The sequence below is a fragment of the Ciceribacter sp. RN22 genome (assembly GCF_024054295.1).
GTDB classification, from domain to species: Bacteria; Pseudomonadota; Alphaproteobacteria; order Rhizobiales; family Rhizobiaceae; genus Allorhizobium; species Allorhizobium lividum.
The window spans coordinates 489,613-508,628 of the sequence record NZ_JAMXLD010000002.1 but is presented as its reverse complement, the minus strand read 5'-3'; the positions used below and the strand labels follow the sequence as shown (position 1 = coordinate 508,628).

Sequence of the window (19,016 nt, the reverse complement as noted above, 5' to 3'; positions counted from 1 at the left end):
GTTCAGGCCTTTTCGGTGGAGATGCCGCGGGAGACGGCGGCGCCGCGTTCGTACCATCCCTTGCTGCGGTTGACGATCCAGACGACCGACAGCATGACCGGCACCTCGATCAGCACGCCGACGACGGTCGCGAGTGCCGCCCCCGACTGGAAGCCGAAGAGGCTGATCGCGGCGGCGACGGCGAGCTCGAAGAAGTTCGAGGCGCCGATGAGGGCGGACGGACCGGCGACACAGTGCTCTTCGCCGGACCAGCGGTTGAGGAGATAGGCGAGCCCCGAGTTGAAATAGACCTGGATCAGGATCGGCACGGCAAGCAGGCCGATGACCGCCGGCTGCGCGATGATCTGTTCGCCCTGGAAGCCGAAGAGCAGGACGAGGGTCGCCAGCAGCGAGACGAGCGACAGCGGCTGCAGTTTCGCGAGCAGGCGCTCCAGCCGGATCGGTGTGCCGGCGGCAAGCAGCCGCCGCCGCAGGATCTGCGCCACTGCGACCGGGATGACGATATAGAGCACCACCGAAAGCACCAGCGTGTCCCACGGGACGGTGATCGCCGAAAGCCCGAGCAGGAGGGCGACGATCGGCGCGAAGGCGACCACCATGATCGCGTCGTTCAGCGCCACCTGCGTCAGGGTGAAATGCGGTTCGCCCTTCGTCAGGTTGGACCAGACGAAGACCATCGCCGTGCACGGGGCGGCGGCGAGGATGATGAGGCCGGCGATGTAGGAATCGATCTGGCCCGCCGGCAGGTAGGGGCGGAAGAGCCAGCCGACGAAAAGCCAGCCGAGCAGCGCCATCGAGAAGGGCTTGACCGCCCAGTTGACCAGCAGGGTGACGCCGATGCCGCGCCAGTGGCGGCCGACTTCGGCAAGGGCTGCGAAGTCGATCTTCAGGAGCATCGGCACGATCATCAGCCAGATCAGCACGGCGACCGGCAGGTTCACCTTGGCGACCTCCAGCGCGCCGATCGCGTGGAAGAGCGGCGGGAAGAGATGGCCAAGCGCGATGCCTGCGATGATGCAGAGGCCGACCCAGACGGTGAGGTAGCGTTCGAACGTGGACATCAGGCGACCTTTCCGCCGGCCGCGTCGGCGGCAGCATGGCTTGCGCCTTCCATGGTGCCGATCTGCTTCAGCCGCGTTTGCAGCGCGAGCTTGTCGATCGAGGAAAGCGGCAGGCTGGTGAAGACGGTGATGCGGTTCTTCAGGAAGCGGGCGGCCTGGCCGAAGGCGCGTTCCTTCTCGACGTCGGAGCCCTCGACGGCAGCCGGGTCCTCGACGCCCCAGTGGGCGGTCATCGGATGACCGGGCCAGACCGGGCAGGCCTCGCCGGCGGCGTTGTCGCAGACGGTGAAGATGAAATCGATCTCCGGGGCGCCGGGTTCGGCGAATTCGTCCCAGCTTTTCGAGCGGTAGCCATCGGTCGGATAGCCGAGGGCGCCAAGCGTTTTCAGCGCCAGCGGATGCACCTCGCCCTTCGGATGGCTGCCGGCTGAGAAGGTGCGGAAGCGTCCGTTCCCCTCCTTCGCCAGGATCGCCTCGGCGAGAATGGAGCGGGCGGAATTGCCCGTGCAGAGGAAAAGCACGTTGTAGGTCTTGTCGGTCATGGTCGTCGTCCGTCGGTTGGTTCGGGCGTGAGCGTGGTTATTTCGCGTGAGCGGCAGGCGGGCAGCAGGGTGCGAGGTCGGCGATCAGCGGCGCGCAGAGTTCGGCATTGCCGCCGCAGCAGTCCTTGAGGAGATAAAGCATCATCGCCCGGAAACGGGCGAGATCGGCGCGGTAGAGGATCAAGCGGCCCTGCCGTTCGCCCGTGACCAGTCCGGCCTGGGCCAGCGTCGAAAGATGCGCCGACATGGTGTTCTGCGGCACGCCCGCAAGCCGCGCCAACTCTCCCGCCGGCACGCCGTCCGGCTCGCACGCCACCAGCAGGCGAAAGGTCTGCAGCCGGGTCGGCTGGGCAAGGGCGGCCAGCGCCGCGATGACGTTTTTCTCATCCATATATCCAGAATAATGGATGGATGTGGTGTGTCAAGGTGCGGGATGTGGGGGAGGGCGCGTATCCCTCACATTGGCCCAGCTCCCTCTGCTGCAAGGACACCCTAGCGCGATTGGCAGGACGGCGTGGATCCTCGGGTCAAGCCCGAGGATGACGACTTTTCATGTGTCGCTTGAGTGCCCTACCGAGAGGTCTGTGCAAGCTCGGCATCTGTCTCGAGTGCCGCGTCGTCCTCCCCGATCACGTCAACGCCTCTTTGGGGCCACGATTCCCGCACTCCCGTCATCCTCGGGCTTGACCCGAGGATCCCCAGACGCTCGTTGTGTCCCTTACCTTCGCGCTCACGGTTGGCCGTAGCACCAGCCGCAGACCGATCTCCCCCCTTGTGGGGGAGATGTCCGGCAGGACAGGGGGGGGTGAGCGCCCTCCACCTTCGGCCTCACCGCAAAAATTCCCCAATAAAATCAATCCCCACACCCCTTTTTCGTTCACCCCCTTCCGGCCTGTCGTAGAATCAACCCCGTTCCGCCATCGGATACACCGGGCCATGCGAAGTCCGGCGAGGCGGGACCGGCGCCGGGGTGGACGACTGTCGCAGGTCGAAAACCCCGGCCGCTGCAACGGTCTCCCTCCGCGGGAGGCGGAAGGCGAAACGGTCCGGACCGGCTCGCCGTCCCCGCCGCTAACGCGGGCGTGCCTTGGAGGCACACAGACAGGCGCCCTGGGAGCTTGAAAAAGCCCCCCGGCGAAAAAGACGGCGGGGTGGAGCAAGCCGGCGGAAATGCCGCTCCTCCATCTGCCGGCGAGGGTCAGGCCGGACGGTACCATCCGGCGGGAACCTCCCGGGCCACCGGCCAGGCGTCAGCGAAGGTCCGTCACCGGACGGATGCGCGCTCGATGCCGATCCGCGCCGGCCGATGCCGAGACTTCAAGTTTCGGCAAAGGCGCCGCCTTGCCAGAGAGACGCATGCAGCGGTCAAGAACGCCGAACGGGGCGCTGAGAGGTGCCACATAAAATAACTTACGAGGCAGCTTTCAGCGCCCCGTCCGATCCCCCGCGTCCGAAAGGGCAGAAGGGGGAACCGAAATGCCGGACACCACGGCGGGAGACCGCGCGTGAATGCACCGGCGTGTCTGTCGGGCAATGCGATCGACCGGCGATGATCGAAGGCCCAGATCTTTGAAAAGAAAGGAAGAGTCGTAGCGGGAGAGCGGTTCCCTCAATACCGTGCGACGGTTGAAATCAGATGCTGACGAGCTCTGCCAGATCCGGGATTGGTTGCGAACCCCGCAATGAATTCCTGTGCACGTCAGATCGGGCTCTTTAGTCGCTCCAGGATGGTCAGAAACTCCGCAATTAGCGGACTGTTCTTGTTCTCTCGCCTATAGGCGATCTTGTGCATCGACGAAAAGCCGAAAGCGCCGGGGCGAATGGCGCGCAGTTCGCCGCGCGCCACCCACGGGTCGGCGAAATGGCAGGGCAGAAAACCGATGAACTGCCCGGACAGGATGAGCATGACCTGCGCTTCCATCGCCACGACAGAGGCGCTCGCGCGCGGATGGCCGACCAGGTAGAGGTCGTCGAAATGGCGGTAGCGCCGGACCGAGAAGCGGGCGCCGGAGATGACCCGCTGGTCGATCTCGTGGTCCGGTCTGTCGAACAGCGGATGTTCGCGGCCGCAGTAGAGATTGTGCGGCTCGCTGGCAAAATCCCGGTAGGTCAGGCCCGGAGAACGCTGTGAAAACGGACCGATGGCGATATCGCGATCGCCATCCGCCACCTTTTGTTCGAGCTCCGAGGGCGTGCCCAGTTCGAGGTCGACGAAAATGTCCGTACCCGGCTGCATGAACTGGGCGATCGCCCTTTGCACTCCGAGCTGCTCGCTGGTCATCACGCCGTCCGACGCGCCCAGACGCAGCCGGCCCGAAAGATTGCCGCTCGCCGCACTGACGCGCTGGGTGAAATCGTCGATGTCGCGGAACAGCTTGACGGCAGCGTCATAGGTGGCGCGGCCGAGTTCGGTCAGGCGAAACTGCTGCCTGCCGCGATGACACAACTGGCCGCCGATCCGCTTTTCGAGCTCCGCCAGATGGGTGCTCAGCGTCGACTGCGACAGGTTCAGCGCCAGTTGCGCATCCGAAAAGCCATTGGCGTCCGCAAGCGCGACGAAAACGCGAAGCAGGCGGATATCGATATTGTCGAGGCGACGCATTGACGAAACTCACATTGACGTTCTTCGATGTATAATCCCAAATATTGTGATTTACTCCAATGTGAATATGCATGACGCTGCCTCAAATTCAAAAAAGGGGAACATCATGAACAAGACACTCGGACTGACGACCGCGATCGCCCTGATCGTGTCGTCGACGAACGCTTTCGCTGCGGACCAGATCCGCATTCTCGCGCCGACCTGGCTCGGCTTCGCGCCGGTCCATGTGGCGCAGGCCAACGGCTGCTTCGAACAGGAGAAGCTCGACGTCACCATCGCCTTTGAAGATGACCTCAGCAACGTGATGGCGGCCATGGCGCGCGGCGATATCGAGATCCAGATGCGCAGCGTCGGCGAGTATCAGGGCCGTCCGCGCGACAAGACGACGCCCGGTATCATCATCGGCACGATCGACGAATCGGTCGGTGGCGACGGCGTGATCGCCGACGGCAGCATCAAGACGGTTGCCGATCTCAAGGGCAAGACCATCGCCGCCGAGCCCAATATCCCTTCGCGCCTTCTGCTGCAGATGGAGCTCAAGCAGGCCGGCCTCACCCTGAAGGATCTGGACATCAAGGAGATTTCCACGGCCGATACGGGTGCCGTTTTCGTCGACGAGAGCATTGCCGCCGTCGCCACCTACGAACCCTTCATGTCGCAGGCCATCAAGGCCTCCTCGCGGGAGGGCGCAAAGGTGCTGATCTCTTCCAAGGATCACCGCGGCCTCATCATTGACGCCATCATTGCGCGCAACGACGACCTCAAGGCCTCGCCGGACAAGTATGGGCGTTTCCTGAAGTGCATCTATTCGGCCGTCGACTTCATCAAGGCCGAACCACAGAAGTTCGCCGAAATCGCCGCCCCGAGCTTTGGCCTGACGCCTGAAGAGGTACTGGACGTGGTCAACGGCAGTCTGGCCTATACCACACTGTCGGAAGCCAAGACCTATATGGGCGAGCCCTCGAAGCCCGGCAGCCTGTTTGCGATCTTCGACACGTTGATGGCGCTCAACCTCGAGAACGGAGCGGCCGACAACCAGCTGGTGGCTGCCGAGCAGATTGATAGCACCGTCATCGCGACCGTCGGCAAGTGAGTTCGGACCGGCACACGCGGATGTTTGCAAAACTGTTCACCTTTCGAGGCGGGAAGTCGCCCGTCGCCGAACTGCTTGTCGGTCTGGCGGCGGCAGCGCTCCTGCTGGGGTTCTGGGAGCTGGTGGCAAGGATGGGGCTCGTCAAGCCGCAGTTCCTGCCGTCTCCGGGCGACGTTCTGGCGGCGCTTTGGCGCATGCTGACGCAGCAAGACCTCCTCTGGCACACGGCGGTCTCGGCGGGGCGTGTCTGGTCGGCTTTCCTGCTGGCCGCGCTGATGGCGATCCCGATCGGCATGCTGATGAGCAGCTATCGCATCGTCGGGGCGTCGCTGGAACCGATGATCGATTTCATCCGCTACCTGCCGGTGCCGGCTCTCGTGCCCTTGTCGATCATCTGGTTCGGTGTGGGGGAGTCCACCAAGATCTTCCTGCTGTGGCTCGGTACCTTCTTTCAGCTCGTGCTGTTCGTGGCGGACGACGTGCGCCGGGTGCCTAACGAATATGTGGAGGTCGCCCGTACCGTGGGTGCGCGGTCGCGGCAGGTGATGACGGATGTGATCTTCAGGGCCATGGGACCGTCGCTGCTCGACAATCTCCGGATCACGCTCGGCTGGTGCTGGACCTACCTCATCATCGCCGAAATCGTCGCAGCCGATTCCGGCATCGGCTTCGTCATCTGGTCGGCGCGCCGTTATGTCAAGACGCCGGAAGTCATGGCCGGCGTTCTCGTCATCGGGCTGGTCGGCCTGGTGACCGACCAGTTGCTGCGTGTCCTGCATCGCAGGATCTTCCAATATGTGTGAGTCCTCCATGGCAGAGAACTACTTGGCATTCGAAGGCGTCACCAAGAGCTTCGGCCCTATGGACGTCGTGACAAAGACCGATCTTTCGATCGGCCGCGGCAGCCTGGTCGTCTTTCTCGGCCCGTCCGGCTGCGGCAAGACCACGCTGATGCGCATGGTGGGCGGGCTCGATACGCCCACGACCGGCCGTATTCGGCTCGACGGCGATATCGTCCGTGCCCCCGATCGCCGCCGCGGCATGGTCTTCCAGGCCTACTCCTCCTTTCCCTGGCTGACGGTCGCGGAAAACATCGCCTTTGGCATGCGCTACCGTTCCGATATTTCGGCGCAGGAAAAGGCGGAACGCAAGGCGCACTATCTGAAGCTGGTGGGCCTCGAGGAATTCGCCGATGCCTATCCGTCGCGCATTTCCGGCGGCATGCGCCAGCGCGTCGCCATCGCCCGCACGCTTGCCGCCGGTTCCGAAGTCCTGTTGATGGACGAGCCATTCGGTGCGCTCGATGCCCTGACCCGCGAACGCCTGCAGGTGCAACTGAGGGCGTTGCAGATCTCCGAGCAGAAGACGGTGATCTTCGTCACCCATGACGTCGAGGAGGCCGTGCTCCTTGCTGACCGCATCGTGCTGTTCTCGAAGCGGCCGGCGCGCATCGTCGCCGACATCGACGTCAACGCCGCACTGGGGGTCGAGCGGCCGCTAGAGATCCGCGAAACGCAGAGCTTCTTCGACCTTCGCAACAAGATCCTCCATCTCATCCGCAATGAAACGGGAGACCCCCTATGAAGGGCATGTTCTCGGATCGCACGGTGGTGATCACCGGGGCAAGCCGCGGGATCGGGCTCGGCATTGCCCGGGCCTTCCACCGCGAGGGTGCGCGGCTCCATCTGATTGCCGATGACCCTGCGGTGCACGCGCGCGCCGACGAACTCGGCGCCACCGCCGCCCAGGCGGACATTGCGGACGGAGCCAGCGTCGACGCCGCGTTGAAGGACGTGGCAACGATCGACGTGCTGATCAACAACGCCGGCCTCGAACGCCTGACGCCGCTTGGCGATCCGAGCCCCGAGGCTTTCGCCACTTTCCGCCGCATCATCGACATCAATATCGCCGGCACGGCGCTGGTCACAAGGCGCGCACTCCAGTCCATGTCTTCGGGTGGGGCGATCGTCAACACGGCCTCGATCTGGGGGCGTGTGGCGGAGGCACAGTTCGACGCCTATGTGGCCTCGAAACACGCGATCATCGGGCTCACCAAGACCTGGGCGAAGGAACTCGGGCCGCGCAATATCCGCGTCAATGCCGTCTGCCCCGGCTGGGTGAGGACGGAAGCCTCGATGCGTTCGCTGGGGCTGATGGCATCCGCGCAAGGGGTCAGCGAAGACAGCCTTCTCGAAGACATCGTCAGCGGCCAGGCCTTGCCCGGCCTGATGGAACCCGACGACATGGGCGAAATCTATCTGTTCCTCGCGTCCGACAAGGCGAAGAACATCACCGGCCAGTCGATCGGCGCCGATCGGGGAGAAGTTCCATGGTGAAGCCGTTGACGGGCAAGAGGGCGCTGGTGACCGGAGCGGCCAGCGGCATCGGTCTAGCTGTCGCGGAGGCGCTGGCGGCCGAAGGCGCCACGGTCATCGGCCTCGATCTGAGAGCGCAGGAGGGGAACCGGTCCATTCTCGCCTGCGATCTCGCGGACGAGGGGCAGGTCGTCTCCTGCGTCGGCGAAGCCGCGCGGCGAATGGGCGGAATCGACATCCTCGTCAACAATGCGGGCATACTCGAGGAATGCCCACTGGGGAGCATCGGCGCCGCCCATGTCGATCGCATGGTCGCGGTCAACGTGCGGGGGGCAATCCTCGTGGCGCGGGAAGCACTGCCGCATCTGCCCGATGGAGGGCGGATCATCAATATCGCCTCCGAACTCGCCTATCTCGGCAGGGCGGACGCCTCTGTCTATTGCGCCACCAAGGCGGCCATCCTCGGCTTGACCCGCTCCTGGGCGCGGGAGCTCGCGCCGAAGATCCTTGTGAATGCCGTTGCTCCGGGACCGACCGACACTCCGCTCCTGGCGTTCGAGACACTGACGGTGGAACAGAAGGCGGCCGAGACGGCCAATCCCATGGGGCGGATCGGCAGGCCGGAGGAAGTGGCGGCGGCCGTGGTTTTTCTCGCAGGGCCGGGGGCTACCTTCTTCACCGGACAATGCCTGGGCGCCAATGGCGGCGCGGCGATGATTTGAGGACGTCACGATGAACGACAGTGTATTCTGGGCGGAGCAGACTTGGCCCGAGGCGGCCGCAAAGGTGGCCGGCGGCGCACCGATATTCCTGCCACTCGGAGCGACGGAGCAGCACGGCCATCACATGGCGCTCAATGTCGACGTCGTGCTGCCGACGTCCATTTGTGAAACGGTCGCGAAAGCCGTGGGAGGACTGGTCCTGCCCACAATTCCCTACGGCAATCGATCGCAGCCGAAGACTGGCGGCGGGTCGGCCTTCGGCGGCACGATCAATCTCACGGCCCACACCTTCTCGCTGGTGGTGCGCGACGTCCTGTGCGAGCTCTACCGGCAGAAGGTCCGGCGGATCGTGGTGGTGAACGGCCACTACGAGAACATCTGGCCCGCCGTCGAAGGCATTGAACTGGCGCTGGATGCGATCGGCCGCGACCACTGCGACGGGTTGACGATCCTCAGGCTCGACCACTGGGATCTCGTCCAGGCCTCGACCATCGATCGGATCTTCCCGGACGGCTATCCCGGCATCGAGCTCGAGCATGCCAGCGTGATCGAGACGTCCATGATGCTGGCGCTGCGCCCGGAACTCGTCGATCTCGGCCGGTCGCTTCACGACGGGCCGGCGAAGTTCAAGCCCTATGATCGCTATCCTCCTCCGCTCGCCGACGTGCCGCCCTCCGGCGTGCTGTCCATGACGGCAGGATCGCAGGCTGAAAAAGGCAATTGGCTGCTGACCGACGTGGTCAGCCGCATGACACAGATCGTTCGAGACGAATTCGGCATTGGAGGCTAATATGATCAATGGTAAGCATCAGCCGGTGGATGCCGCGGAGGTTCCGCGCTTTGCCGGTCAGGCCACGTTCATGAGGCTTCCGGCCGTGCCGACCGCCGAGGGGCTCGACATCGCCCTGGTCGGCATCCCGTGGGATGGCGGAACCACGAACCGGGCCGGCGCCCGGCATGGGCCGCGCGAGATCCGCAGCCAGTCGAGCCTGATGCGCAAGGTGCATCACGTTTCCAAGATCGCGCCTTTCAGCCTCGCCAATATCGCCGACGTGGGCGACCTCTCCGTCAATCCGATCGACCTGATGGATGCACTCAAGCGCATCGAGGAAGGGATTGCCAGCATCATCGCGGTGGGGGCCATTCCGCTCGCGGCCGGTGGCGACCATCTGACGACACTGCCGGTGCTGCGGGCGGTGGCCCGGCACAGGCCGGTCGGCCTCATCCATTTCGATGCCCATTCCGACACCAACGACACCTATTTCGGCGGCAATCGCTATACGCATGGCACGCCGTTCCGGCGCGCCATCGAGGAGGGGCTGCTCGAGCCCAAGCGCATGGTGCAGATCGGCATTCGCGGTTCGATCTATGAGACCGACGAGCACGCCTGGGCTCTCGAGCAGGGCATCCGCATCATCTACATGGAAGAGTTCACCCGCCGCGGCGCGGCCGACGTGATCGCCGAAGCGAAGGCGATCGTCGGTTCGGCGCCTACCTATGTGACCTTCGACATCGACAGCATCGATCCGTCGATGGCACCGGGAACCGGGACGCCTGAGGTCGGCGGCTTCACCACGCGCGAGGCGCAGCAGATGATCCGGCTGCTCGAAGGCGTCGATATCGTCGGTGCCGACGTCGTCGAGGTGGCGCCTCCCTTCGATCTCGCCGGCATGACGGCGATCGCCGGCGCGACGATGATGTTCGAGCTGATGTGCGTGATCGCGGCGAAATTCCAGGCGTGACGGGACCCGACGGCGCTGGCCTGCCCGAAGGTTTTGGACCTCGAGATCGAGCACGGCCTTGTCCGTGCGGTTAGTATCGTCAGGGGGGTGCCCAGCCGCGGCTAATCTGCCGGGCCGAAGTCGTGTCGCCGATCAGGCCTGCACGAAATGCCCCTTGGCGACTTCCCGGTATTCGCGGCGGGGTGGCTCGTAGCCGGAGGGACGCACGGGGCTTTTCAGTTCATCGACGGCCGTGTTGCGCCTCAAACTGCGCCGGGCGGGGTCCGGCACGGGTACGGCTGCCATCAGCTTCTTCGTATATTCGTGCTGTGGATTGTCGAAAATCGCGGCTCGCGGCCCGATCTCAACGATTTCGCCGAGATACATGACCGCGACCCGGTGGCTGATGCGCTCGACCACGGCCATGTCATGGCTGATGAACAGAAAAGCGAGATTGAACTCCTCCTGCAGGTCCATCAAGAGATTGCAGACTTGCGCCTTGATGGAGACATCCAGCGCCGAGACGCTTTCGTCCGCAACGATCACCTTCGGATTGAGCGACAGTGCGCGGGCAATGGCGATGCGTTGGCGCTGACCGCCGGAGAATTCGTGCGGATAGCGGCTCATCATCTCCGGGGCGAGGCCAACCTTCCGCAGGAGATCCGCGACCTTTTCATTTGCCTCCTGCCTGTTCCCGAGCCGGTGTTTCAGATAGGGCTCGGCGATGGCTGCTCCCACCGTCATGCGCGGGTTGAGGCTCGAGAACGGATCCTGGAAGATCATCTGCACGCTGCGGCGCATGGCGCGCAGGCTTGGCTGATCCAGCGTCAGCACATTGTAGCCGTCGAGATGGATTTCGCCGCTTCTCGGCTCGACCAGCCGAGTGATCGAACGGCCAGTCGTGGATTTGCCGCAACCCGATTCCCCGACGATCGAAAGTGTCTCGCCCTGGAAGAGCTCGAACGAGATGTCCTCGACGGCATGCACGGCGCCGGTCTGGCGGCCGAACAGGCCGCTGCGGATCGGGAACTGCGTCACGAGGTTTTTGACAGACAGTACCGGCGTCTTGCGAGTGTCGACGGTGTCGGCCACCTCTGTCGGCTCACTCGCCTTGCCTGTCCCGATATCGACAATGGGAAAGCGCAGTGGCCAGGCATGACCGTGCATCGAGCCCAGCTTCGGAACGGCGGCCAGAAGGGCGCGCGTATAGGGATGCTTGCCACGATGGAAAACATCCGCGGTCGCACCCTGTTCGACCGTCTCTCCACGCAGCATCACGATCGTCCGATCGGCAATTTCTGCAACGACACCCATGTCGTGGGTGATGAAGAGAACCGACATGCCTTCCTCTTCCTGAAGCACCTTGATGAGGTCGAGAATCTGGCCCTGGATCGTGACGTCGAGCGCGGTGGTCGGCTCGTCGGCGATCAGCAACTTCGGTCTGGAGGCGAGCGCCATGGCGATCATCACGCGCTGGCGCATGCCGCCTGAGAATTGATGCGGGTATTCGTCGAAGCGGTTCGCGGCGTTGGGGATACGGACCTTTTCCAGCATGCGGACGGTCTCGGCTCGGGCCTCGGCTTTCGACATGCCCTTGTGCCGTGTCAGCACTTCCGAGATCTGCCGCCCGATCGTGAAGATCGGGTTGAGACTGGTCATCGGCTCCTGGAAGATCATCGCGGCCTCGTTGCCGCGCACCTTCTGCATGTCCTTTTCCGACAGCGCCAGAACGTCCCGCCCGTTCAGCAATACCCGGCCTTCAACGCGACTTGTGTCCCGGGTGAGCAGACGCATGATGGAAAGCGATGTCACGCTCTTGCCGGAACCGGATTCGCCGACGATGGCAACGGTTTCGCCGGGCCTCACGTCAAAGGAGATGTCGCGCACCACCGATCGCCATTGGCCGTCGACCAGGAACGAGGTCGTCAACCCCTCGACAGAGAGAACGGCGGGCATCTCGGCTCGGGCGGCGGCTGCTGTCGTCATGGGGCTCATGGTTTTCCTGATCCGGTCACGCGTGTCGGGCGGTGGTTCACACGGGCTTCAGCGGGGTTGCGAATGAAGGCGAGGGGCGTCCTTCGGCTATGCGCGCGGCCTCCAGTTCTGCGATCTTGCGGTCGATCTCCGTGCGGTCCGTCAGTCCGTGAGGGTTCTCACGGGTCGGCATGGTCTGCGCCACATGGAGATAGCGCTCCTGCGCGACAGCATAGAGCCGGTGGAGTTCTGCCAGCGGGTCCGGATGGTCGTCGGCACGGATGTCGAGCCACGGATAGTCCTGGTCCCGGTAGATCACGAGTGCCGCCGACTGCTTGCCGCGTTTGTCACCGCCGGCCGCTTCCCCGGCGTCCATGGCCGCCAGCAACCGCTCGGTGAAAGGCGCATCCGCCAGCGCCTTGTAAACCCTGAGCGTCTCGGCGATGACCTGCGGACCAGCCAGCATATTGCCGGCAACGGACACATTGTCGTCGACAATATGCCCGGCCCAGTCGATGCACCTGGAGCCGGTGAAGGCTGCATTGCGTCCTGCAGCGTCAATCAGATGCAGTTGGCGCTGCTGGCTCCCGTCATCGCGGGCCGTCAATACCGAAATGATCCCCTCGGGTGTACGGCCTTCGGCCAGCAGGACAAGGCCATCCGTGCCGTAAAGGGGACTGACGAAGGCCTGGGTGGCAATGGCGCCCACCCGGCCGCGAATGTGTGGAACGGCGGCGCCGACGGCGAAGAAGCGGCTTGCCACCGCCACGCCCAGATGGCCCGTCTGCGGATCACGTGCGACAATCGACCAGGTCATGACTATCTCCCTATTGCATAAGCTTGCATGAGACGCGGCGTCGCTGCGGCGCGCAGCAAACCGTCGGCATCTCTCCTGGCCGCGGTCAGTCGACCGACCGTCCAGGGATCGGCCGGCGTGATCTGGTGGCCCATGGCGGCCAGTCCGGCGATGACATCGCTGCCGATATTGCTTTCGATCATCAGGCTTCCGGGCTGGCTTGTGCGTGGGTAGAACGAGCCCGGAAAATGCGATGTGTGGAACAACGGCATGTCGATTGCCGCCTGCAGGTTCTGCTTGTGGTGAACGTAGCGCAGGAAGAAGGACAGCTGCCACTGATCCTGCTGGTCGCCACCCGGCGTGCCGAATGCGAGCGTCGGCTTGCCCTCGTAGAGAGCCAGGGATGGCGTCAACGTCGTGCGCGGGCGCTTGCCGGGTGCCAGCGAGGTCGGCAGTCCGGGCTTCAGCCAGAACATCTGGGCACGGGAATTGAGGCAGAAGCCAAGACCCGGAACGATCGGCGAGGATTGCAGCCAGCCGCCGGACGGCGTCACCGACACCATGTTGCCCTCGCGGTCTATGACGTCGATGTGGACGGTGTCGCCACGTTTTTCGGTCAGGTGCGACATGGTCGGCTCGTAGACCGCGCCTGTGCCCGACATGCCGGCCAGCATCTCCATGGTAAGATCGTATTGGGTCTCGTAGCCGGGCAGCTTGCCCGGGCGGAGCGTCATTGATGCCTGCGAGGAGATCAGCTTGCGCCGCTCGTCGTTGTAGCTGGCCGACAACAACCGGTCCATCGGGACGGTGGCGAACGCCGGATCGCCGTAATAGACCTCGCGATCGGCATAAGCGAGCTTCATCGCCTCGACGACCGTGTGGACGAATTCGGCGCTCCCGGGTTCCATGGCGCCGATATCGATGCCGCTCAGGAGTGCCAGCGACTGCAACAGCACCGGACCCTGGCCCCATGGGCCGGTCTTGGCGACGGTCCACCCATGATAGTCATAGGTCTGCGGTTCTTCTACCGTGGCGCTCCAGCCGGCCATGTCGCCGGCAGTCAGCACACCCTTGTGGCGGCTGCCGCTGGCATCCATGACTTCGGCGGTTTTCAGATAGGTATCGATCGCCTCGGCCACGAAGCCGCGGTAAAAGGCGTTGCGGGCCGCCTCGATCTGGTTTTCGCGACCTTTGGCGCTTTCGGCCTCAGTGACGATGCGCTGCCAGGTGGCGGCCAGGACCGGATTGCGGAAGAGTGCGTGGGGCTCGGGGGCGGAACCGCCCGGAAGCCAGGTCTCATAGGATGTCGGCCACTCCTTTTCGAAGAAGCCCGCCAGTCCCTTGATCGTCGCCGAAACGCGCGGCAGTACCGGGTGGCCGTGTTCGGCATAATGGATCGCCGGTTCGAGCACATCACGCACCGACATGGTTCCGTAGTCGCGCAGCATCAGCATCCAGCCATCGAAGGAGCCGGGGATGACGGTCGCCAGCAGCCCGTCACCGGGAATGATCGACAGGCCTTCGCCGCTGTAGTGTTCGATGGTCGCGCCGGCGGGTGCGGTCCCTTGCGCGCAGATGACCTCGACCTTGCCCTTCTTCGCGGAATAGATGACACCGGGCATGTCTCCGCCGGGGCCGACCAGATGCGGTTCGAGAACCTGCAGCACGAAACCGGATGCAACGGCCGCATCGAAGGCGTTGCCGCCCTTTTCCAGGATGCTCATGCCGACGGCCGAGGCGATCCAGTGGGTGGAGGTCACGACGCCGAAGGTGCCGAGGATCTCCGGGCGGGTGGTAAAGTCATTCATCAACTGTTCCTTCGATATTACTTCATGATTCCCGGGGGTCGAGCGCATCGCGCAGACCGTCACCGAGCAGATTGAACCCGATCACGACCAGGAAGATTGCGGCCCCCGGCCACATGGCCATCCAGGGTGCCTGGTCGAGGAAATTCTTCGCGACATTGAGCATGGAACCCCAGCTTGGGGCCGGCGGCTGTTGACCAAGGCCGAGGAAGGAGAGGCTGGCCTCGGCAATGATGGCCGTCGCGACCGTCAGGGTCGCCTGCACGATGATCGGCGCCATGATGTTCGGCAGGATGTATCGGGTCATGATGTCGAAGTGGCCAAGGCCGATCGAGCGCGCGCCCTCGACATAGTCTTCGGTCTTGACCGCGAGCACCTGGCCACGCGTCAACCGCACGAAGACCGGCATCGCGGAAAGGCCGATCGCGATCATCGCGTTGGTGAGGCTGGGACCGAGAAAGGCGGCAAGGGCAATGGCCATGATCAGAAACGGCAGGGCCAGAAAGGCCTCGGTGATCCTCGATATCACCTGATCGACCCACCCGCCGAAATAGCCGGAGATCAAGCCAAAGGGAACGCCGATGGCGATGGCGATGGCGACCGAAAAGATACCGGCCATGAGCGACGCCTGCGCCCCCCAGATCATGCGGGACAGGATATCGCGGCCGATATCGTCGGTGCCCATCCAATGGGCGGCGGATGGTGCCTTGCGAATGGCCGTCCAGCTGGTCGCCAGCGGATCGACGATCGGCAGAAGAGGGGCGGCGATCGCAAGCAAGGTGAAGAACACGATGATGGAGAGGCCGACAAGGGCGCTTCTGTTGGCCTTGAGTTTCCGCCATGCGCGATTGCTGCTCCTGGCCGGTGCGGCAACGGCGGTCTGGTCGAGCGCGGTCATAGGTTGGCCCTCATGCGAGGATTGAGGAGGACATAGAGTACGTCGGCCACGAGGTTCATCAGGATGAAGCCGACGGCGGTGCACAGAACGACACCCTGAACGACGGCGTAATCGCGGTTGAACACGGCATCGACGATCAGTTTGCCGAATCCGGGAATGGTGAAGATCTGTTCGGTGAGGACGGCCCCGGCCAGCAGTTCGCCGAACAGAAGCGCGCTGAGCGTTACGATCGGCAACAGAGCGTTGCGAAAGGTATGGCTGAGGATGACGACCCGTTCCGACAGGCCCTTGGCGCGCGCCGTTCGGATGTAGTCCGCCCTCATGACGCCCAGCATGGCCGAGCGGGTGTGTCGCATCAAGGTGGCGGCGAGCGCCGTGCCAAGCACGAAGGACGGCATGATCATCGTTTCGATGGAGCGTACGGGATCGACGAAGATCGATTCGTAGCCGGAGGCCGGAAGCCAGCCTAACCTGACCGAGACGAGCAGGATCAGCATGATGCCCAGCCAGAAATTCGGGATGGAAAGGCCCGACAACGCGACGATATTGGCGACATAATCAACAACACTGTTCTTCTTGACGGCCGCCAGGATGCCCATCGGCACGCCGATGACGAAGGCGAAGATCATCGACATCACCGCGAGCTGGATGGTGACCGGCAGCTTCTCGCCGATCAGTTCCAGCACCGGCTGGTTGGTGCGCAGCGACATGCCGAAATCGCCCTGCAATACATTGGCGATCCAATAGCCGTACTGGTACACGACCGGATCGTTCAGGCGGTATTTCTCCCGAAGGAATTCGATCACCTGCGGATCGCGCTCTTCGCCGGCCATGGCGAGGACGGGATCGCCCGGCAGCAGCTTCTGCAGCGAGAAGACGAAGATCGAGACGATCAGCAGCGTCGGGATGGCAACGAGCAGCCGTTTTCCGATGTAGAGATGCATGGGCGCACGGTCCTGGATTGCGGGGTTGCCTACGGAGCATCGGCGCTCCGTAGGCAAGACTGGGCAAAATCAGCCCTTCTTGACGCCGAGCAGGCGGATCATGCCGTCGGGCGACGGTACGAAGCCGGTGACTTCTTTCTTGATGGCCCAGATCCAGGACTGATGGCCGAGATAGATGATCGGCAGGTCGTCGTTGAGGATCTTGGCCGCAGCGTCGTATTTCTGCTTGCGGACCGCGTCATCGGTCGAGGCGCGTGCCTCGTTGAGGAGCTTGTCGACTTCCGCGTTGCAGTACTTGGAGTCGTTGATACCGCCTTCGCACGTGACGAACTGGTGCAGGTTGCCATCAGGATCGATGCGGCCCGACCAATCCGAGCGGCTGAGCTGAAAATTGCCGGCAGACTGTTCGGAAAGCAGGGTGGCGAATTCGGTGGCCTTCAGCGAGACGTTGAAGCCGGCTTCCGCGACCATCGATTGAATGACCTGCATCATCTGGGTTACGACAGGGCTATTGGCGTGCTGCAGCTCGATGTCGAGCGTTTCATGCCCTGCCGCCTTCATGAGCTCCTTGGCCTTGGCGACATCGCGGGTGGGAACCGGGATCTCCTTGTTGAACCACGGACTTGTCGGCGGATAGGGCTGATTGCCGGCCATGGCCGTTCCTTCGAAGACCACCTGGCTCAGCGCCTCGCGGTCGATAGCGAGCGAGAAAGCCTGACGCAGGCGCTTGTCCTTGCCGAACGGATTTTCGGCGCGCGGCCCATTGGCGATGTTGACGTACATGGCCATGTAGCCGATGCTGACGGTATCCGCATAGGTGAGGGCGGCGTCGCTCTTGACCGAAGCGGCATCGGTTGCGGCCAACCGCTCGATCATGTCGAGTTCGCCGGAGCGCAAGTTGGCGAGACGCACTGTGGAATCCGGGATCGGCAGATAGGTGACCTTGTCGATGAACACCTTGTCCTTGTCCCAGTAGTCGGCGAACTTCTCGAGGACGATACGGTCCTGCTGCACGCGCTCGACGAATTTGAACGGCCCGGCGCAGACGGGCTTGGAGCCGAAATTGGCGCCCAGCTCCTTGGCAGCCGCCGGCGAGACGATCATGCCTGCGCGGTCGGAAAGCTGCGCGAGAAGCGTGACGTCCGGCGCCTTCAGAGTGAACTTGACCTCGTAGTCGCCGACGGCCTCGATCTTCTCGACCGAGCTCAGCTCGCTTTTGCGACGCGATTCCGGAAGCGTCATGTTGCGTTCGATGGTGGCGACGACCGCGGCCGCGTTGAACGGCGTTTCGTCATGGAACTTCACGCCCTCGCGCAGCTTCATGGTGAGTTCCTTGCCGTCAGCGGACCAGGCCCATTCCGTGGCGAGCTGCGGCACGATCTTCAGGTCAGGCGAGACGTCGACGAGTTTGTCGCACATCGCCGTGTAGACGATGCGGCCGACAAAGGTCCGGGACTGGGCCGGGTCAAGCACGTCGGCATCGTCCGCGAGGCCGATGCGAAGCTCGGCAGAAAGGGCGGGGCTCGCGAGCATCGCACCGGCCAGCAATAAGGTCGAAAGACGGGACAATATCTTCATATTCTGGAACTCCTCTGGTCTGGTTCTCTGTTCTCAAGGGTCTCACCGGTTGTTTCCCCGGCGTTCACGTCAGACCGGCCACGCGGCCGGAATTCGGTACGTCATGACACATCGCCGATCGGATCATCCTCCAGATGATCCATCGAGGTTTGCCGGATCAGGCGCTCTTGCAGCATCAACAGATGCCGGCGCATCGCTTCGCCCGCCTTGGCTGGATCTCGGGCGGCAATGGCATCGATGATCGCCGCGTGCTGGGCGCTGGATATGCTCATCGTGTTGGCGTTGCTGCGGGCGCGCTCGCGGATCGACTGCCAGGCGTCGTCCTGGCGAACCCGGTTGATGACGTCGAAGATGGACAGGAACAGCAGGTTGCCTGCTGCCTGGGCAATCTGCCGGTGGAGCGCCCCGTCCCAGAGCTCCTTGGCGTCGGCATCCTCGCTGCCGAGGATCTTCTGAGCGAGCTCCCGCATGCGGTCGATGTCGCTGCCTTTCGCCCGGAGGGCCGCCAGTTGCGCCAGTTGGGGTTCGATGCGCAGGCGCACTTCCATGATCTCCATGAAATTGGTTCCCGCCACGATGGTCTCGAGCTGATCGCTCCACTCGTGCGGCTTCTGGCCGACAAAGGTGCCGGATCCCTGCTTACGCCAGATTGCGCCTTCCGCCTCGAGAACCTCCAGCGCCCGGCGGATCGCCCGGCGACTGAGGCCAAGCTTTTCCGACAGTGTGCGCTCGGTCGGCAGTTTCCCTTCCGCTCCGACGTCACCGTGGCGAAGAAGATCCCGGAGCTTTTCGAGGGCGTAGTTCGAGTTTTCTTTGGGTGAGGTGTCTGGCATGATTGGTCCGAACCAATTTCCGATTGGTTCAGTGAATGCCGATTTCACGCGACCGTCAAGATAGTTTTTGTGCAATAAATCAAATGCACAATTTTGAGGCAGGTGCGCGCGGTCATGCTCGAAACAGGCGCA

At 63.5% G+C, this 19,016-nt stretch carries 18 protein-coding genes; 7 read left to right on the top strand and 11 right to left on the bottom strand.

Annotated elements, in window-relative coordinates; translation table 11 throughout:
- Window positions 1–2: 2 nt before the first annotated feature.
- The 4 genes from arsB to NHF53_RS17400 form a co-directional block, all read right to left on the bottom strand.
- The gene (arsB, locus tag NHF53_RS17415) at window positions 3–1,061 is read right to left on the bottom strand and encodes an ACR3 family arsenite efflux transporter (RefSeq protein ID WP_252835365.1); all 1,059 of its coding nucleotides are present in this window, start codon (window positions 1,059–1,061) and stop codon (window positions 3–5) included.
- Complete coding sequence (locus NHF53_RS17410; RefSeq protein WP_252835364.1) at window positions 1,061–1,603, bottom strand: arsenate reductase ArsC; 543 nt, start codon at window positions 1,601–1,603, stop codon at window positions 1,061–1,063. The genes arsB and NHF53_RS17410 overlap by 1 nt, the downstream gene beginning before the upstream one ends.
- Before the next feature lie 37 nt (window positions 1,604–1,640).
- Window positions 1,641–1,994 (bottom strand): helix-turn-helix transcriptional regulator, encoded by a 354-nt coding sequence (locus NHF53_RS17405; RefSeq protein ID WP_252835363.1) that lies wholly within the window; start codon window positions 1,992–1,994, stop codon window positions 1,641–1,643.
- Between the two features lie 1,308 nt (window positions 1,995–3,302).
- The gene (locus NHF53_RS17400) at window positions 3,303–4,205 is read right to left on the bottom strand and encodes a LysR family transcriptional regulator (protein ID WP_252835362.1); all 903 of its coding nucleotides are present in this window, start codon (window positions 4,203–4,205) and stop codon (window positions 3,303–3,305) included.
- Between the two features lie 106 nt (window positions 4,206–4,311).
- On the opposite strand from NHF53_RS17400, the gene NHF53_RS17395 reads away from it, so the two are divergent.
- The 7 genes from NHF53_RS17395 to speB are packed head-to-tail and all read left to right on the top strand — an operon-like array spanning window position 4,312 to window position 10,077.
- Window positions 4,312–5,298 (top strand): ABC transporter substrate-binding protein, encoded by a 987-nt coding sequence (locus NHF53_RS17395; RefSeq protein ID WP_252835361.1) that lies wholly within the window; start codon window positions 4,312–4,314, stop codon window positions 5,296–5,298.
- 20 nt (window positions 5,299–5,318) lie between these two features.
- The gene (locus tag NHF53_RS17390; RefSeq protein ID WP_114364844.1) at window positions 5,319–6,101 is read left to right on the top strand and encodes an ABC transporter permease; all 783 of its coding nucleotides are present in this window, start codon (window positions 5,319–5,321) and stop codon (window positions 6,099–6,101) included.
- A gap of 7 nt (window positions 6,102–6,108) precedes the next feature.
- On the top strand, window positions 6,109–6,882 hold the full coding sequence (locus tag NHF53_RS17385) for an ABC transporter ATP-binding protein (RefSeq protein ID WP_252835360.1): 774 nt from the start codon (window positions 6,109–6,111) through the stop codon (window positions 6,880–6,882).
- On the top strand, window positions 6,879–7,634 hold the full coding sequence (locus NHF53_RS17380; RefSeq protein WP_252835359.1) for an SDR family NAD(P)-dependent oxidoreductase: 756 nt from the start codon (window positions 6,879–6,881) through the stop codon (window positions 7,632–7,634). The genes NHF53_RS17385 and NHF53_RS17380 overlap by 4 nt, the downstream gene beginning before the upstream one ends.
- Window positions 7,628–8,335: an SDR family NAD(P)-dependent oxidoreductase gene (locus NHF53_RS17375; RefSeq protein WP_252835358.1), complete on the top strand. Its 708-nt coding sequence runs from the start codon at window positions 7,628–7,630 to the stop codon at window positions 8,333–8,335. Before NHF53_RS17380 ends, NHF53_RS17375 begins: the two co-directional genes overlap by 7 nt.
- A 10-nt stretch (window positions 8,336–8,345) precedes the next feature.
- Window positions 8,346–9,125, top strand: coding sequence for a creatininase (locus tag NHF53_RS17370; protein WP_252835357.1), 780 nt, complete (start codon window positions 8,346–8,348; stop codon window positions 9,123–9,125).
- A 1-nt stretch (window position 9,126) separates the two neighbouring features.
- On the top strand, window positions 9,127–10,077 hold the full coding sequence (speB, locus tag NHF53_RS17365; RefSeq protein WP_252835356.1) for an agmatinase: 951 nt from the start codon (window positions 9,127–9,129) through the stop codon (window positions 10,075–10,077).
- A gap of 132 nt (window positions 10,078–10,209) precedes the next feature.
- Here the strand turns inward: speB and NHF53_RS17360 are convergent, their stop codons facing one another.
- From NHF53_RS17360 to NHF53_RS17330, 7 genes are all read right to left on the bottom strand, one after another.
- Entirely contained in the window at window positions 10,210–12,051 is a 1,842-nt protein-coding gene (locus NHF53_RS17360) for an ABC transporter ATP-binding protein (protein ID WP_252835355.1), read from the bottom strand.
- A 37-nt stretch (window positions 12,052–12,088) separates the two neighbouring features.
- Window positions 12,089–12,847 carry a DUF1028 domain-containing protein gene (locus tag NHF53_RS17355; RefSeq protein ID WP_252835354.1) on the bottom strand — a complete coding sequence of 253 codons (759 nt, stop codon included), beginning with the start codon at window positions 12,845–12,847 and terminating at the stop codon, window positions 12,089–12,091.
- A 2-nt stretch (window positions 12,848–12,849) separates the two neighbouring features.
- Window positions 12,850–14,634, bottom strand: a complete 1,785-nt coding sequence (locus NHF53_RS17350) for a gamma-glutamyltransferase family protein (protein ID WP_252835353.1) — start codon at window positions 14,632–14,634, stop codon at window positions 12,850–12,852.
- A gap of 22 nt (window positions 14,635–14,656) precedes the next feature.
- Window positions 14,657–15,529: an ABC transporter permease gene (locus NHF53_RS17345; RefSeq protein ID WP_252835352.1), complete on the bottom strand. Its 873-nt coding sequence runs from the start codon at window positions 15,527–15,529 to the stop codon at window positions 14,657–14,659.
- Complete coding sequence (locus NHF53_RS17340) at window positions 15,526–16,473, bottom strand: ABC transporter permease (protein WP_252835351.1); 948 nt, start codon at window positions 16,471–16,473, stop codon at window positions 15,526–15,528. Before NHF53_RS17340 ends, NHF53_RS17345 begins: the two co-directional genes overlap by 4 nt.
- A gap of 69 nt (window positions 16,474–16,542) precedes the next feature.
- The gene (locus NHF53_RS17335; RefSeq protein ID WP_252835350.1) at window positions 16,543–18,051 is read right to left on the bottom strand and encodes an ABC transporter substrate-binding protein; all 1,509 of its coding nucleotides are present in this window, start codon (window positions 18,049–18,051) and stop codon (window positions 16,543–16,545) included.
- Between the two features lie 101 nt (window positions 18,052–18,152).
- Window positions 18,153–18,884 carry a FadR/GntR family transcriptional regulator gene (locus NHF53_RS17330; protein ID WP_114364856.1) on the bottom strand — a complete coding sequence of 244 codons (732 nt, stop codon included), beginning with the start codon at window positions 18,882–18,884 and terminating at the stop codon, window positions 18,153–18,155.
- Window positions 18,885–19,016 lie beyond the last annotated feature (132 nt).

What these genes read in the sequence shown, in the direction of transcription:
- NHF53_RS17360 (WP_252835355.1), bottom strand. Translation starts at nt 12,051, where the DNA reads ATGAGCCCCATGACGACAGCAGCCGCCGCCCGAGCCGAGATGCCCGCC.
- NHF53_RS17390 (WP_114364844.1), top strand. Translation starts at nt 5,319, where the DNA reads ATGTTTGCAAAACTGTTCACCTTTCGAGGCGGGAAGTCGCCCGTCGCC.
- NHF53_RS17380 (WP_252835359.1), top strand. Translation starts at nt 6,879, where the DNA reads ATGAAGGGCATGTTCTCGGATCGCACGGTGGTGATCACCGGGGCAAGC.
- speB (WP_252835356.1), top strand. Translation starts at nt 9,127, where the DNA reads ATGATCAATGGTAAGCATCAGCCGGTGGATGCCGCGGAGGTTCCGCGC.
- NHF53_RS17340 (WP_252835351.1), bottom strand. Translation starts at nt 16,473, where the DNA reads ATGCATCTCTACATCGGAAAACGGCTGCTCGTTGCCATCCCGACGCTG.
- NHF53_RS17410 (WP_252835364.1), bottom strand. Translation starts at nt 1,603, where the DNA reads ATGACCGACAAGACCTACAACGTGCTTTTCCTCTGCACGGGCAATTCC.
- NHF53_RS17375 (WP_252835358.1), top strand. Translation starts at nt 7,628, where the DNA reads ATGGTGAAGCCGTTGACGGGCAAGAGGGCGCTGGTGACCGGAGCGGCC.
- NHF53_RS17395 (WP_252835361.1), top strand. Translation starts at nt 4,312, where the DNA reads ATGAACAAGACACTCGGACTGACGACCGCGATCGCCCTGATCGTGTCG.
- NHF53_RS17400 (WP_252835362.1), bottom strand. Translation starts at nt 4,205, where the DNA reads ATGCGTCGCCTCGACAATATCGATATCCGCCTGCTTCGCGTTTTCGTC.
- NHF53_RS17355 (WP_252835354.1), bottom strand. Translation starts at nt 12,847, where the DNA reads ATGACCTGGTCGATTGTCGCACGTGATCCGCAGACGGGCCATCTGGGC.
- NHF53_RS17405 (WP_252835363.1), bottom strand. Translation starts at nt 1,994, where the DNA reads ATGGATGAGAAAAACGTCATCGCGGCGCTGGCCGCCCTTGCCCAGCCG.
- NHF53_RS17330 (WP_114364856.1), bottom strand. Translation starts at nt 18,884, where the DNA reads ATGCCAGACACCTCACCCAAAGAAAACTCGAACTACGCCCTCGAAAAG.
- NHF53_RS17350 (WP_252835353.1), bottom strand. Translation starts at nt 14,634, where the DNA reads ATGAATGACTTTACCACCCGCCCGGAGATCCTCGGCACCTTCGGCGTC.
- NHF53_RS17385 (WP_252835360.1), top strand. Translation starts at nt 6,109, where the DNA reads ATGGCAGAGAACTACTTGGCATTCGAAGGCGTCACCAAGAGCTTCGGC.
- arsB (WP_252835365.1), bottom strand. Translation starts at nt 1,061, where the DNA reads ATGTCCACGTTCGAACGCTACCTCACCGTCTGGGTCGGCCTCTGCATC.
- NHF53_RS17345 (WP_252835352.1), bottom strand. Translation starts at nt 15,529, where the DNA reads ATGACCGCGCTCGACCAGACCGCCGTTGCCGCACCGGCCAGGAGCAGC.
- NHF53_RS17335 (WP_252835350.1), bottom strand. Translation starts at nt 18,051, where the DNA reads ATGAAGATATTGTCCCGTCTTTCGACCTTATTGCTGGCCGGTGCGATG.
- NHF53_RS17370 (WP_252835357.1), top strand. Translation starts at nt 8,346, where the DNA reads ATGAACGACAGTGTATTCTGGGCGGAGCAGACTTGGCCCGAGGCGGCC.